This is a genomic window from Salaquimonas pukyongi, assembly GCF_001953055.1.
GTDB classification, from domain to species: domain Bacteria; phylum Pseudomonadota; class Alphaproteobacteria; order Rhizobiales; family Rhizobiaceae; genus Salaquimonas; species Salaquimonas pukyongi.
On sequence record NZ_CP019044.1, the window covers coordinates 1,242,124 to 1,256,359 of the forward strand.

Genomic DNA, 14,236 nt, shown 5'->3' on the forward strand with positions numbered 1-14,236 from the left:
GATGAAAGTGTGCCGCAAATGCACTAAATAGGAAAGGCAAGCACGAAATGGAGACGCAGGCCTGTGAACGGCACCGTGACATCACCTGAAGCATCCGCAACTTCCGGTCATCAGAATTCAGCCCTGGCCGAAGCGCTTTGCCTTGAACAAAGCTATGCGGGCCTGCCGGAGAGTTTTTATGCGCTGGTTCCCCCCTCGCCGGTTCGCGATGCCAAACTCGTCAGGCTGAACGATGCGCTGGCCAAAAATCTGGGGCTAAACCTTGGCGGAATTGACGAAAAGGAACTGGCGGACCTGTTTGCCGGCAACCTCGCGCCGGGCAATGGCGGAAGATTGCTCGCCATGGCCTATTCCGGCCATCAGTTCGGGCAGTTCAATCCGGGATTGGGCGATGGGAGGGCAGCGCTGCTGGGTGAAGTGGTGACGGAAGAGGGCGGCCGCTTCGACATACAGCTCAAGGGTTCCGGTCCCACGCCCTTTTCCCGGCAGGGCGATGGCCGCGCGGCGCTTGGCCCGGTAATCCGCGAATATGTGATCAGCGAGGCGATGCATGCGCTTGGCATTGCGACCACGAGAAGCCTGGCAATCGCCACCACCGGTGAGATGGTCATCCGCGAGCAGATCCATCCCGGCGCCGTTCTGACGCGGGTTGCTTCAAGCCACATCCGCATCGGCACGTTTCAGCATTTTGCCGCAAGAAGCGATACACATAACCTGAAGAAGCTGCTGGATTACACCCTGGCGCGCCATTACCCCCAATTGAAGGAGGCTGACAACCCGCCCCTTGCCCTGCTTGGCGCCGTCATCGAACGGCAGGCAAGCCTGATCGCCCAATGGATGGCGGTTGGCTTCATTCATGGTGTGATGAACACCGACAACATGACCATTTCCGGCGAAACCATCGATTACGGCCCCTGCGCCTTCATGGATCATTATGAGCACTACAAGGTCTTTTCCTCCATCGACCAGCAGGGCCGCTATGCTTATGGGGCGCAGCCGGCCATCGCAAAGTGGAACCTTGCCCGCCTCGCCGAAGCGCTGCTGCCGCTGATGGGTGAGGACGGGAAAAAGGCAGTTAAGGCCGCTACAACTGCCCTGGATGGCTTCGACACGGCTTTTGCAGACGCCTGGCTTGCCGCAATGGGCGCCAAGCTGGGCCTTTCGTCCCCCGGTGAAGACGACCGGCCGCTCATTCTCGATTTTCTGACCTTGCTGCACAAGGGATCAATCGACTTCACCAGCGGCTTTGCCGCGCTTGAAACCCTTTGTGAGGGAGAGGCCGCAGCGTCTGCCGCCCCCTCGACAAAGTTGGGGATATTGGTCCCTGGCTGGAACAATGGCGTGTCCGCCTTGCCGGGGAAGGCGGCATTAACGCGATCCGCGAACGGTTGCGCCTTGCCAATCCGCTCTACATTCCGCGCAACCATCTGGTCGAGGAAGCAATCCGGGAAGCCGAGCATTCTTCTGACTTCGAACCGATGGACAAGCTGCTGGAGGCAGTCGCAAAGCCATTCGAGCGCCGCAAGGGCATGGAGCGTTACGCCCTGCCGCCGGAGCCCGGCGAAGTGGTCCACCGCACCTTCTGCGGGACGTGAGGCCTTTCAGACCAGCTTGCGTTCGATCGTGTCGGAATAATCCCGTTCGAAAACGACTTTGTCGTTTTCCCAGCTCTTCAGATTGGCCTCGACAAGGAAGTTTTCCTTGTCGCAGCTCATGCGGGTTTCAATGCGCGTTTTCCACCTTTGCCCATCGCGGCCGCCGGTCTTCTCGGTGTCGATCTCGGCCACTGCCGACGTCGGATCATCGGGGTCTATCGACCAGCGCTCCCAGCTGTGCGAGCCGGAAATCAGACCGTGGTTCAGATCGCGCTGCTCGCCCATGTCGTTGTCGACCAGAACCAGCGTCTTGCCGCCATCTGCATCCTTTTTTGCTTCATGGCTGTAGGAAGGCGTGCGTAACACCTCGATCTTCCAGGCCGGCGAGCCCTGGGGCGGGTCAAACTGCCATTCATCTGCTTCTGCAAGCGGGCGCAGGGGCAGCTTGAGCGCCCCGCCAGACAGGGTCAGCGTGGCAGCTTCAGGAGAAGGCCAGATGAGCGGCCAATAGGCAGTGGAGACCGCAAGCCGCAGCCGGTGTCCTGCCGGAACCCGGTAGGCGATCTGGTCCAGCGTCACTACCGCTTCGAAGCTTTCGCCGGGGGTGAGAGGTTCGGGATGTTCGTGTGAGCGGTGATGGGTCAGGTTCAGAACGCCCAGAGTGATCAATGCTGAAGTACCGTCCGGTCTGAGATCGCACAGCCGCACGGCAATCTGCGCATGGGGCCTGTCAGATGAAAGCGTGAGCTTGACCGCCGGCGCGCCGACAATGTCGATGGGTGTCTTGAGCGGCTCGCCGTCAAAGCACAGCGATTTTTCATCGTCCGGTGTCTGCTCGCCCGGCAGTTCATCGGAATAGGCGAAGGGAAAGAACTCGCCTCCGCAAATGCCGCAATCCTGTGGTGAACACACAGAAAGCGAGAAGGCGCCGGCATTGCCTTCCCCATCGCCACCTGCATCATCCAGCGTGTTCAGACCAAGGGTCAGCGTTTTGCTTTCAATGGCCGGGTCAGGCCAGTTCCTGCAGGCGATCCAGCGCCCGGGCCGTTCCGGCATCCATCGGTTCGGCTTGATTGAGTCCATCAGCCACAGGCGGAAGGCGGGATCGTCTTCAACGCCGGTTTCTGCGTCCTTCAGCCATTTGTCCCACCAGCGTTTGGCTTCGCCAAGAAAGTCGATGGCCGGCTCCGGCTTCGCGATGTGGGGATATTTGTGAATCCACGGGCCGGCAATGGCCTTGACCTTGTCATTGCCGTGTTCCGGCAGGTTTTCGGCAAGATGCGCCATGGTATTGCGGTAGCCGTCATGCCAGCCGCCAATGGCCAGCACCGCCGCATCGATTGCCGCGTAATCCTCACACACCGAGCCGTGTTTCCAGTAGGCATCCCGCCATTGATGGCGCAGCCATTGCTGGATGTGGAAGGGCTGGTTGTTGAGACGATGCATCCACATTTCGTGCCACCGGTTGCCGGCCAGTGCCGGGTCCGGCGGGCGCGAGGAATAGGCAAGCATGGTGGCCGCCCAGCCGAAATTCTCACCCAGCAGGCAGCCGCCCTTGTAGTGAATGTCGTCGGCATAGCGGTCGACGGTCGAACAGATGGTAATGATCGCTTTCAGGGCAGGGGGCCTTAACGCTGCCACCTGCAGGGAATTGAACCCGCCCCAGGAAATTCCCATCATGCCGGCCTTGCCATTGCACCAGGGCTGGCCTGCTGCCCAGGCAATCGCCTCGCAGGCATCCTGCAGTTCCTGCGGCGTGTATTCATCCGCCATCAGCCCGTCGGAATCCCCATTGCCTCGCATGTCGACCCGCAAGCAGGCATAGCCATGGCCCGCAAGCCAGGGATGGGTTTGCTCGTCCCGGGCGATCGTGCCGTCGCGTTTGCGATAGGGCAGGTGTTCAAGGATCACCGGCACGGGATTTTCCTCCGCGTCTTCAGGCAGCCAAAGGCGCGCAGACAGGCGGCAGCCATCGGACATGGTAAGCGTCACGTCGGGATTTTCGACAGCCTTGCGGGGAAACTGCGATACGATTTTCATGACCATCCTCCTCCCTGCACTTTGTTGGAAAACGATTGCGCTTGGCAAGTCACAAAAACCGTGGTGAGTATCGGAATCAAAACCTCAGCCAAACAGGTCAAGGCGATGAAAAACAAACTGCTTTTAATTGTGCTCGACGGCGTGCCGTGGCGCAATTTCCGCCGCCTGTTCGGCAATCTGGAAGGCTGGGTGGATTCAGGCGAAGCCCAGGTGACAAGGCACCGCGCCTGCCTGCCCTCGGTATCGGGCCCCTGTTATGCGACGATCCATACCGGGGTCGAGCCGCAAATCCACGGCATTTTTTCCAACGAGGTGCGTTTTCGCGTTGCCCAGCCCGATATCTTCTCCGAAGTGGCGAAGGCAGGCGGCAAGAGCGGTGCGGTGACCCATTCCTACTGGTCGGAATTCTTCAACCGCCATCCCTTCGATTACGTCCGCGATATCGAATATGACGAGGCGGAGGGGCCGATTCATCACGGCCGGTTCCACACCATGACCGGTTATAACCACGACAACCAGATGACGCCCTGCGATGCCGATCTTTTCGCCACGCTGACCATGCTGTGCCTGCGTCATGGCATCGATTACGGCATCCTGCATACCTGCACGCTGGATTCCATGGGCCACCGCTTCGGCCACGACAACACGCCCATGGACCATGCCTGCTGTGCCATGGATGCGATGCTGGCCGCCTTTCTGCCGAAATGGCGGGAAATGGGCTATGAGGTGATCGTAACCGCCGATCATGGCCAGACCGACAGGGGCCATCATGGCGGGCGCGAGGACCTGCAGCAGGAAACCGCGCTCTACTGGTTCGGCAAGGCGAAGCTCAAAAAGGAGCTTGCAGCCTCTGGCAGCGTCATCGATCAGCGCCAGCTTGCTCCGACCATCCTGAAGCACCTGGGCGTTGCCATTCCTTCGACAATGAAGGCGAAGCCCTTTCTGGCGTGACCGCTTGCCGGATCAATCCCGATCAGTAAAGGTCAATAGGGCCAATTACCTTTGCCGAGCGCGGCAACGGCTTCGATAATCCGGCTGAACGCCGCTCTGGCGGGCTCGGCCATGTGCCGGGCGCGCAGAAATCCGTGGATGAGGCCCTTTTCCTCGATCCAGTGTGCCTTTCCACCTGCACTCAGCAACGCGTCGCGATAGTCGCGGCAATCATCGTTCAGCGGATCGCATTCGGCTGAAACCATGACCGTGGGCGGCAGGCCGGAAAAATCGGTATCCATGAGCGGCTTGAAAGCAGGATCACCCATGATTTTGCGCCCGCCGCTGCGCAAGGCCGCATACACCTTCATGTCGGCGGTGGTCAGGCCCGGTGCATTGGCATGGGTGATATAGGAGCCCCGGCTCTCATCGCCGCCCAGGGAAGGGTAGATCAGCACCTGTCCTGCCGGGGTTATTTCTTCTCCGCGAACGGCATGGCACACCGCAGCACACAGGGTTCCGCCGGCGCTGTCGCCGCACAGGATGATCGGGCCCTTGTGGGATGCTGCCAGCGCACGGAAGGCATCGATGGCATCGTCCGACTGTGCAGGGTGGGTGAACTCCGGCGCCAGACGGTAGTCGACCGAAACCACGGGCAATCCCGCAGCAGAACAGATTTCTGCGCACACATCGTCATGGCTTTGAAGCCCGCCGAGGATGAACCCGCCGCCATGATAATAAACAACAAGCGCTTCGCCGGCAGGTGAGAAAGGTAAATAGCGGCGCACCTGTATCGCTCTTCCTGCAGCATTCAATTTGCCGTCGGTTGCCGTCACACCATCAGGGTGTCCGGCATGAAACACCTTGCACATGGCGTTATAGAGTTCGCGCTGTTCTGCAATGCCGCGCGCTGCGGCATCCGGCGGAAAACAGGCATCGGTTCGGGCGATGAAGGCTTCAATTCCCGGCGCAAGCAGTCTGGAATAATCGGTCACGGGATTTTCCTTTCCGCCCGGGCAATCCCGGTGGCAATGCAGCCACGCCCGTGGCGGCTAACCGTTGAGTTCGGCAATCAGTGCGGGCAGGGCACCGATGCCCTCAAGCAGGTGATCGCTCGCCGGCTGCAGTTCTTCGGCTCTTGCCAGGCCCGAAGCCACCCCGATGCGCACCGCACCGGCAGCCCGTGCTGCTTCCAGATCGTGGAGGCTGTCGCCCACCATGGCAACTTCCGCGGGGTCGAACCCCATCGCCTCGGCGAAGGCCAGCACCATGCCCGGGCCGGGCTTGTAACCGTGGCCGCTGTCATGACCGGCAAAGAATTCGAAGAAGTGGTGAATGCCGGCCTGTTCGGCATGGTCGCGGGCCCCCGCTTCGCTGTCATTGGTGGCAATGCCCAGCGAAAGGCTCCGCTCTTTCAGGTTTGACAGCGCCGGAACGGTTTCGGCAAAAAGAACGACGCTTGTGCGGCTGTAATCAAGGTAAAGTGCGTCGATGCGGGCCGTCAGTGTCTCGGTGTCGCTCTCGCCCAGCATGCCGGCCCAGCTGTGCGCCATGTCGCGTGCCGTGCCGGCAATGATTACCGACGCGGGGTTGAAGGAGCAGGTTTCCATGTTGAAGCCGACCGGTTCGGCCAATCGGGCGGCAAGCCCGGCATCGTTCCCGGCAAGCGCCAGCATCACCTGTGCGGTTGCAGGTCCATAGGTGCGCTCGAAATCGATCAGCGTACCGTCCTTGTCGAACAAAACCGCACGGATCATGAATCGCCTCACGGTGCCTGGGGAAACTTCGCACCACTTTTGCAAGGCAAAAGTGGCAGGGGCAGCAGGATTTGAACCCGCGAAGTGAGCGTATAAAGCCGCGAACGTCCCAAGGCAAGCAAAGCGCCGCCGTTGGGCGGCAGACGAGCCCGCGAAGCGGGTGACGTCGAGAGCCTTTTCCAATCAGTGGTGGTTAAAAAGGAGAAGACTCCCGGTGATTGCTTCGCAATGCACCTGCCGCTGCGAGAATAGCTCGTGTTGGAGGTTGTGGCGTTTCAGCAAGCTGAAACGCTTTGGCAGGGGCAGCAGGATTTGAACCCGCGACCTACGGTTTTGGAGACCGTCGCTCTACCAACTGAGCTATACCCCTGTGGCCGTCAAGGCAGGCGCTTGATAGCGCCAAAGGCAGTTGGTTTGCAAGCGTTTTGCATCCGGCATCAGACGAAAACAAAAAGGCGGGCCGAAGCCCGCCTTTCAATTCGCTTGAACCGCTGCTTACTCGACGATTTCTGCGACGATGCCGGCGCCGACGGTTCTTCCGCCTTCGCGGATGGCAAAGCGCAGGCGCTCTTCCATGGCGATCGGCACGATCAGTTCAACATCCATGGTGATGTTGTCGCCCGGCATCACCATCTCGGTGCCTTCGGGAAGCTGCACAACACCCGTCACATCCGTCGTGCGGAAGTAGAACTGCGGACGGTAGTTGGTGAAGAACGGCGTGTGGCGCCCGCCTTCCTCTTTCGTCAGAATGTAGGCCTCGGCCTTGAACTTGGTGTGCGGCTTGACCGAACCGGGCTTGCACAGCACCTGGCCGCGCTCAACCCCGTCACGCTCGATGCCGCGCAGCAGAACCCCGACATTGTCGCCCGCTTCGCCGCGGTCCAAGAGCTTGCGGAACATCTCAACGCCCGTGCAGGTCGTCTTCTTGGTGTCGCGGATGCCGACAATCTCGATCTCGTCACCCACATTGACCACCCCGCGCTCAATGCGGCCCGTCACAACCGTACCGCGGCCCGAAATCGAGAACACGTCCTCGATCGGCAGCAGGAAGGGCTGATCCACCGGACGGTCGGGGGTCGGGATGTATTCGTCCACCTTCGCCATCAGCTCGCGGATGGCATTCTCGCCAATCTCAGGATCGCGGCCCTCAAGGGCAGCAAGCGCAGAACCCTTGATGATCGGAATGTCGTCGCCCGGGAACTCGTAGGAAGACAGAAGCTCGCGAACCTCCATGTCGACAAGCTCCAGAAGCTCCTCGTCATCCACCTGGTCGACCTTGTTCAAGAACACCACAATCGCCGGAACGCCAACCTGGCGCGCAAGAAGAATGTGCTCGCGGGTCTGGGGCATCGGGCCGTCGGCGGCAGAGCAAACCAGGATCGCGCCGTCCATCTGCGCTGCACCCGTGATCATGTTCTTCACATAGTCGGCATGGCCAGGGCAGTCCACATGGGCGTAGTGGCGGTTTTCCGTCTCATATTCCACATGGGCCGTCGAAATCGTGATCCCGCGCGCCTTCTCCTCAGGCGCACCGTCAATCTGGTCATACGCCTTGAACTCGCCGAAATACTTCGTAATCGCAGCCGTCAGCGTCGTCTTGCCGTGGTCAACGTGACCAATCGTGCCGATGTTCGCATGCGGCTTCGAACGCTCAAACTTCTCTTTTGCCATGGGACTTCTTCCTGTCGCTAAACACGTGGTATTGAGACATACGAAAAGGGCCTCCCGCGAGGCCCGTTCAACTCGTGTGGGGACATAATGTGTTTGAGCCGGATTCGCAAGGGGGCAACGTATTGGCGCAACGCATCGCTGCACCGGATGTCCGTCAGGCGATGCTGGCCGTCTGAAAACCGTACGCTCCATCCACTCCCGGCAGGTTGAGCGACGGATTCAGGTCAGAAATTGTCCTTGCGCTGGCGGATTTCGGCAAACACCGCCGCATCGCTTTCGCCTTCCATCCCCAGATGGCTGCGGATGGCAGGATCGGACGCACGCAGGAAGGGATTGGTCTCAAGTTCCTCGGCCATGGTGCTGGGAACGGTCGGCTGGTCATTGGCCCGCATCGCCTTGAACTTCTCCGCCCGCCCCTTGAGCGCCGCATTGTCCGGATCGACGCTGAGGGCAAATTCGGCATTTGCCAGCGTGTATTCGTGCGAGGAGTAGATCACCGTGTCTGCAGGCAGCTTCATCAGTTTGGAAAGGCTCTCCCACATCATCGCGAAATCGCCTTCGAACACCCGTCCACAGCCCAGGGTGAACAGCGTATCGCCGGTAAAGGCCACCTTTTCCGAGGGCAGATAAAAATTGATCATGTCGAGCGTATGCCCCGGCGTTTCGAGAACCTGTACTTCAGCCCCGGCAAACTCGAACGTGTCGCCTTCGCCCACTTCGCGGTCGATGCCGGAAATGGAGGCGGACTTGCCCTTCGGGCCGGTAACCGTGCAGCCGGTCTTCTCCTTCACCATGGCAAGGCCGTCCGTGTGGTCGCCATGGTGGTGGGTGATCCACAACTCGGTGAGGTTCCAGCCTTTTTCCGCCAGCGCTGCCAGCACGGCTTCCCCGTCACCGGCGTCCACCGCTGCGGTGGCGCCACTATCGGGATCGTGAAGCAGAACGCCGTAATTATCTGAAAGATAAGGGAAAAGATGATAGGCAAAACGCGGCATTCATGGTCTCCTGCAACTGGGCATGTTTCGTCGATTGGTGCGCACTGTTGCAAGCACAGCCCTGTCTGTCCAGAGAGCTGGAAGTTCATTTTCGCCGGCAGTCTGCAACTGCCTTATTCTGCCTTCGGGCCTTCCTCGTTTGCCGAAACCGCTCTTTCGGTGACGCGTTCTGCGCCCTTTTTCAGCGGGGAGCCTTTGGCGTCTTCGGTTTTGATCTCGTCTTCCCTGGCAGCTTGTTCCAGTTTTTCACCGGCTTTTTCAGGCTTGTGGTTCGCATTCATGACTGTTCTCCCCGGTCGAAGGAGGGCTGTTCCTTCCCGGTTCAACGCCAGGGCCGCATGATGGTTCCCTTGCGCGGGCGCAATTGCCGGCACAGCCGCCTGCGAACAGCAGGGGATTTGTCATTCTTTGAGCGCGAAGAGCGGTCCGCGAAGCGGCGTGAGCGCGGCACAGCCGCCTGCGAACAAGAAAAAAATGGAGCGGGCGAAGGGAATCGAACCCTCATCGTAAGCTTGGGAAGCTTCTGCTCTGCCATTGAGCTACACCCGCAGAGCTCGGCCAGCATGCGGTGCGCCTGATCCGAATGCAACCGGCAAAAGCCGGGCAGCAGGCAAAAGGCGCGCCTGCCGTCAGCAGACGTGCCTCTCACAAGGATGCAAGACCGGCAGGATCAGCCGAACATGTCGGCCGTAATCCCGGCATACCAGCCGATCGATTCCTCATAGGTTGCCTTGCGGATGGCCGTGTCCTCCTCCGTTTGGGAAATGAAGGAAGAGGTGGAAGCGATCTTGCCTTCCGCCGGTGCGTATTGGGCACCTACCTTCACACCGTCATCGGTTTCGATCAGGCTCCAGCAGGTATTCGAATATTTCGCCGGGAAGACTTTCGAACCGATCAGGTCGCCGCGAATGTTCATCGCCGCCACCTTCGCCTGGCTGTTGGCCGAGAAGCCCGATTTCGGCATGGCGCCGGCAATTGAGGCATCGCCGATGACGAAGATGTTCTCGTCTGCCGTCGAGCGCATCGAGGCAGCGTCGATCGGGCAGAAACCGGTTTCGTTGGTGAGCCCGGCTTCAGCAGCAATCATGCCGGCCTTCTGGGCCGGGATAATGTTGAGCAGGTCGCCCTTGAACGTATCGAGATCGGTTTCCACCGTACCGGCGGCAACATCGACGCTGGCAATGCCGCCATGAACGTCGGGACCGTACCATTCGATCATGCCGGGATAGTGTTTCTCCCAGCCCTCCTGGAACAGGCCCTGTTTGGAGAATTTCGGCTTGGGATCAAGAATGATGATCTTGGCATCAATCCCTTTCGATTTGAGCAGATGTGCCATCATGGAAACCCGCTCATAAGGGCCGGGCGGGCAGCGATAGGGATTGGGCGGTGCCACCATCACGATTTGCTGGCCGTTGGAAATGGCATCGAGTTTTTCCTTCAAGAGCTGTGTCTGCGGCCCCGCCTTCCAGGCGTGGGGCGCGATTTGCGCTGCTTCTTCCGAATAGCCTTCAACCGAATCCCAGATCAGGTCGATGCCGGGAGAGACCACCAGCCGGTCAAAGGGCACGGTGGCGCCGTCGGCCATGGTGACGGTCTTGGCGCCACGGTCAACGCCGGTTGCCATCCCGGTCACCTTGGTGATGCCGTAATCCGACTGAAGCTTGTCATAGCCGTGGGTGATCGACTTGAAGTCGCGGAAACCGCCCAGATAGAGGTTGGAGAAGAAGCACGTGGTAAAGGTGCCGGAATCGTCGATCAGCGTAACGTCGATCGCGCCTTCAGAATCCTTGGCGATATAGCGTGCCGCGGTTGCCCCACCGGCGCCGCCGCCGATCACCACCACTCGCGGCTTGTCCTGTGCCCGGGCATAGTGGGGCAGGGCGAGCGCGGCCGTACCCGCTCCCAGCATGGTTGAAAACTGCCGTCTGTTCATTCTGGTCATGGCATTCTCCTTGCTTTGCCTGCCATCGCTTCCGGCAGGGGTTTATTGCGGTTCCAGGCTGCTGAAATAGGCAGCCAGCGCCGCGATCTCTTCATTGCTCAGATTGATCACCCGCAACTTCATCACCTCATTGCTGCGCACATTGCTTTTGTATTCAAACAGGGAGCGGATGAAGTAGTCTTGCGGCAGGCCGACAATGGACGGGATGCCTGAAACCTGGCCCGATTGCTGGTGGCAGGTAACGCATTCCCCGGCGAGGTATTCGCCGTATTCGGGGTCTCCCTCCATGTCGAGCAGTGCTTCGGAAAACCCCGGGATTGAGCTTGTGGTGTCGGATACCGGATTTTCCGCCGGCGCGGCTGCCGAAACCCGGGCAAGCCATTCAATCAGCGTGCTGCGGTCTTCAGCCGATGCCATGCCGCGATACGACATGCGGTTGCCCGGGATGAATTCCCTCGGTTTTTCAAGATAGCGGTGCAGGTTTTCCCGCGACCATGTCAGACCGGCTTCACCCGCTTTGCGCATGGCGCCGGAATACCGGAAATCCTTCAGGCTGCCTGCCTGCCGTCCGATGATCCCGTCAAGATGGGGACCAACCTTGTGTTTTGCATCGGCGCCCACGTCATGACAGGCCTTGCAGGCGTCAAAGAGTTTTTCGCCTGCCGCATCGGGATTTTTTGCTACCGCGAAAGCAGGGATGGCCGCCAGCACCGCCCACAACCCCGCAGCTGCTGGCTGCACGGAGAATGCCGGCTTCCTGACGCTTACCTGCGTTGGCAATTGCGTTCCTCCCATATCATCCCGCCGGTGCTGTCTTTTTGTGCAGCGCCGGTTGCGTGGCTTCATCGCAGGTTATTCGATGGAGCCGGCTGCTTCTCCTTCTTCGCCATCGGGCGTAACGTCCAGAACCCGGGCGCGCATGGTGATCTCCGCAGGTTCTGCTTTGCAATCCTTCATGCAGGGTTCGGCCTTTTTTGCATAATGGGGTTCGCTGGCCCGGTCGTCCATGAAGAAATTCTCTTCATTCGGCAGGCGGATTTCGGTGAAGTTTTCCTTCGAAAGCTCGAAGTCTTCTTCGGTTACCACGTCGTTGAGGTACAGAAGATAGGCCGTCAGCGCATAGACATCGTCATCGGAAAGGGAACGTGCATCGCCAAACGGCATGGCGCGCCGGACATAGTCATAGACGGTGGAAAGGTATGGCCAGTAGGAGCCGATGGTCTTTTCCGGACGCTCCTCGGTCAGGCTGTCAAATCCGCCCGCCAGCACCGGCCAGCGGCCCGTGCCTTCGCCGAAATCGCCATGGCAGACCGCGCAATTGTCCGTATAGATCGGCTCGCCCTGCGCAACCGTTCCCCGTCCTTCGGGAAGGCCGGTGCCATCGGGCCTGATGTCGATATCCCAGGCGGCGATTTCCTCGCTCAGCGCTTCGCGCCCAAGGTGAAACACGCCGTGATCGGGCACCGCTGCATCCCTGGCCAGGACCGCAGGCTTTGCTGCTGCCGTTTCGGTTTGCGCTCCGGTTTCTTCCGTCTTGCTTTCCTCGGCTGCCGGTTCTGCTTCTTCGCCAGCCTCGGACGCGAATGTCTTCAGATAAGCGATGACATTTACCCGGTCCTCATCCTTTTTCAAACCGGCAAAGGCCATCTTCGTGCCTTTGATCATGGCCCTGGGCTTGGTCAGATAGGTATCGATCGTCTCATCGTTCCAAACCAGGCCTTCTTCCCCGGCCTGTTTCATCGCCCTGGAATATTTGAAGCCGTCGATGGATCCCGCCGTGCGGCCGATCAGGTCGTTGAGATGCGGGCCGACCTTGTTGCCGGCGCCTTCACCAACCGCGTGACAGGCCTTGCACTTGCGGAAGACCTTTTCGCCTGCACCGGCATCCTGGGCCAGTGCAGCGCCGATGGATGCGGCGGGAAGCGCGGCCAGTGCCCCGGCAAATACGGCAAGCTTAAGAAATTTCGACATTTTCCGCACTCCCGTCGCCCTTGATGTGCCAGGTTTGGATACCGTTGTTGTGATAGATGGAGTTTTCACCGCGAACCGAACGCAACATGTCCTTTGTGGGCTGCACATTGCCGGCTTCATCCATCGCACGGGACTGGATCAGCAGTTCCGATCCGTCCCATTCGAAGTCGAAATAGAATCGGTGCAGCGATTTCGGCAGGCTCGGCCCGTCAAGCCGCGCGGTGTGCCAGTTGCGCCCGCCATCGATGGTCACGTCGACCCGCTTGATGGTGCCTGCACCCGACCAGGCAAGCCCGGTGATCACCGTTTGGCCGCGGCCATGGAGTATCGGCGCCTGGGGCTGGGATTGGTGATGACGGATTTGACATCCATCTCCCAGGAAAAGCGCCGTGCCTTTCCATTGGCCAGCAGGTCGGTATATTTCGACGTCTCCTCGCGGTGGTGCCACGGCTGGTCGCCAACCTCGATGCGGCGCAGCCATTTCACCCACATGTTGCCTTCCCAGCCCGGCACCACCAGGCGCACCGGATAGCCCTGTTCGGGCCGCAGCGCCTCGCCATTCATCTTGAAGGCGACAAGGCAGTCGTCCAGCGCCTTTTCCAGCGGCACGGAACGTGTCATGGCAGCGGCATCGGCGCCCTCCGGGAGGAGCCACTTGGCGGAGGATTTAAGACCAGCCTCGTTGAGAAGGTGTTTGAGCGGAACGCCGGTATACATGACATTGTGCACCATGCCGTGCGTGTACTGGCAGCCGTTAAGCTGGGCGCCGCGCCATTCCATGCCCGAATTTGCCGCGCATTCCAGGAAGAAGACCCGGTTCTCGCGCGGAAACCGCATCAGATCCTCCATGGTGAAGACCAGCGGTTTGTCGACCAGGCCATGGATCATCAGCCGGTGGTCGGCAGGGCTGATTTCGGCAATGCCGCCGTGATGGCGCTCAAAGCACAGCCCGTTCGGCGTGATGATGCCATCAAGTTCATGCAGCGGGGTGAAGTTGACCGACGACTTTGAATCTGCCGTCAGCCAGGCAACATCGCGGCGCACCACATGGCTTTCAAATTGCGATGGCGTGCCGTAGGGCCGGGCATCGACCCCGTCGCCAAGATAGCGGTTCCAGTCCTGGATTTCGGTAATCAGCGGATCGGGTGCACCGGCAGCACGGGCTGCGGTTGCGCCGGCAACCGTGCCGCCCAGCGCAGCACCTCCGGTCAGCAGTTTGCGCCGGCTGACCTTCGCCGTCACCAGCGGTTCTGCATCATTGCCGGGTTTGGTGGTATCTGACATGAACTCCTCCTCAGGACTAAGCCAGAATATACATTCAAAAAACACTATATG

General features: G+C 60.0%; 10 protein-coding genes, 2 tRNA genes and 2 pseudogenes. 2 read left to right on the forward strand and 12 right to left on the reverse strand.

Annotated features, from left to right (window positions below):
* The first annotated feature begins 123 nt into the window (after positions 1-123).
* A pseudogene (locus tag BVL55_RS05990) lies at positions 124-1,595 on the forward strand (protein adenylyltransferase SelO).
* Between the two features lie 6 nt (positions 1,596-1,601).
* Here BVL55_RS05990 and BVL55_RS05995 read toward each other — a convergent pair.
* A complete protein-coding gene (locus tag BVL55_RS05995) occupies positions 1,602-3,635 on the reverse strand; it encodes a CocE/NonD family hydrolase (protein WP_075997950.1) in 2,034 nt (677 codons plus the stop codon).
* A 105-nt stretch (positions 3,636-3,740) separates the two neighbouring features.
* Here BVL55_RS05995 and BVL55_RS06000 point away from each other — a divergent pair, with 105 nt between their 5' ends.
* Positions 3,741-4,586 (forward strand): alkaline phosphatase family protein, encoded by an 846-nt coding sequence (locus BVL55_RS06000; RefSeq protein WP_075997951.1) that lies wholly within the window; start codon positions 3,741-3,743, stop codon positions 4,584-4,586.
* A 32-nt stretch (positions 4,587-4,618) separates the two neighbouring features.
* Here the strand turns inward: BVL55_RS06000 and BVL55_RS06005 are convergent, their stop codons facing one another.
* The 11 genes and pseudogenes from BVL55_RS06005 to soxC all read right to left on the reverse strand — a co-directional run bounded on the left by BVL55_RS06005 (position 4,619) and on the right by soxC (position 14,185).
* Entirely contained in the window at positions 4,619-5,560 is a 942-nt protein-coding gene (locus BVL55_RS06005; RefSeq protein WP_075996140.1) for an alpha/beta hydrolase, read from the reverse strand.
* Between the two features lie 57 nt (positions 5,561-5,617).
* Positions 5,618-6,322 (reverse strand): HAD family hydrolase, encoded by a 705-nt coding sequence (locus tag BVL55_RS06010; protein WP_075996141.1) that lies wholly within the window; start codon positions 6,320-6,322, stop codon positions 5,618-5,620.
* A 294-nt stretch (positions 6,323-6,616) separates the two neighbouring features.
* A tRNA-Trp gene (locus tag BVL55_RS06015) sits at positions 6,617-6,692 on the reverse strand.
* Positions 6,693-6,817: 125 nt separating this feature from the next.
* Positions 6,818-7,993: an elongation factor Tu gene (gene tuf, locus BVL55_RS06020; protein ID WP_075996142.1), complete on the reverse strand. Its 1,176-nt coding sequence runs from the start codon at positions 7,991-7,993 to the stop codon at positions 6,818-6,820.
* A 224-nt stretch (positions 7,994-8,217) separates the two neighbouring features.
* Positions 8,218-8,988, reverse strand: a complete 771-nt coding sequence (gloB, locus tag BVL55_RS06025) for a hydroxyacylglutathione hydrolase (protein WP_075996143.1) — start codon at positions 8,986-8,988, stop codon at positions 8,218-8,220.
* A 113-nt stretch (positions 8,989-9,101) separates the two neighbouring features.
* Positions 9,102-9,269, reverse strand: coding sequence for a hypothetical protein (locus tag BVL55_RS16435; protein WP_156892444.1), 168 nt, complete (start codon positions 9,267-9,269; stop codon positions 9,102-9,104).
* A 194-nt stretch (positions 9,270-9,463) separates the two neighbouring features.
* Positions 9,464-9,537 (reverse strand) — tRNA-Gly (locus tag BVL55_RS06030).
* 121 nt (positions 9,538-9,658) lie between these two features.
* Positions 9,659-10,930, reverse strand: a complete 1,272-nt coding sequence (locus BVL55_RS06035; protein WP_075996144.1) for an NAD(P)/FAD-dependent oxidoreductase — start codon at positions 10,928-10,930, stop codon at positions 9,659-9,661.
* A 42-nt stretch (positions 10,931-10,972) separates the two neighbouring features.
* Positions 10,973-11,710 carry a c-type cytochrome gene (locus tag BVL55_RS06040; RefSeq protein WP_244530600.1) on the reverse strand — a complete coding sequence of 246 codons (738 nt, stop codon included), beginning with the start codon at positions 11,708-11,710 and terminating at the stop codon, positions 10,973-10,975.
* A 72-nt stretch (positions 11,711-11,782) separates the two neighbouring features.
* Positions 11,783-12,901: a c-type cytochrome gene (locus BVL55_RS06045; RefSeq protein WP_075996145.1), complete on the reverse strand. Its 1,119-nt coding sequence runs from the start codon at positions 12,899-12,901 to the stop codon at positions 11,783-11,785.
* Positions 12,885-14,185, reverse strand: a pseudogene (soxC, locus tag BVL55_RS06050) (sulfite dehydrogenase). Before soxC ends, BVL55_RS06045 begins: the two are co-directional and overlap by 17 nt.
* Between the last annotated feature and the right edge of the window lie 51 nt (positions 14,186-14,236).

Coding starts and splice junctions, on each gene's coding strand:
- BVL55_RS05995 (WP_075997950.1), bottom strand. CDS start 3,635: ATGAAAATCGTATCGCAGTTTCCCCGCAAGGCTGTCGAAAATCCCGAC.
- BVL55_RS06000 (WP_075997951.1), top strand. CDS start 3,741: ATGAAAAACAAACTGCTTTTAATTGTGCTCGACGGCGTGCCGTGGCGC.
- BVL55_RS06010 (WP_075996141.1), bottom strand. CDS start 6,322: ATGATCCGTGCGGTTTTGTTCGACAAGGACGGTACGCTGATCGATTTC.
- tuf (WP_075996142.1), bottom strand. CDS start 7,993: ATGGCAAAAGAGAAGTTTGAGCGTTCGAAGCCGCATGCGAACATCGGC.
- gloB (WP_075996143.1), bottom strand. CDS start 8,988: ATGCCGCGTTTTGCCTATCATCTTTTCCCTTATCTTTCAGATAATTAC.
- BVL55_RS16435 (WP_156892444.1), bottom strand. CDS start 9,269: ATGAATGCGAACCACAAGCCTGAAAAAGCCGGTGAAAAACTGGAACAA.
- BVL55_RS06035 (WP_075996144.1), bottom strand. CDS start 10,930: ATGACCAGAATGAACAGACGGCAGTTTTCAACCATGCTGGGAGCGGGT.
- BVL55_RS06045 (WP_075996145.1), bottom strand. CDS start 12,901: ATGTCGAAATTTCTTAAGCTTGCCGTATTTGCCGGGGCACTGGCCGCG.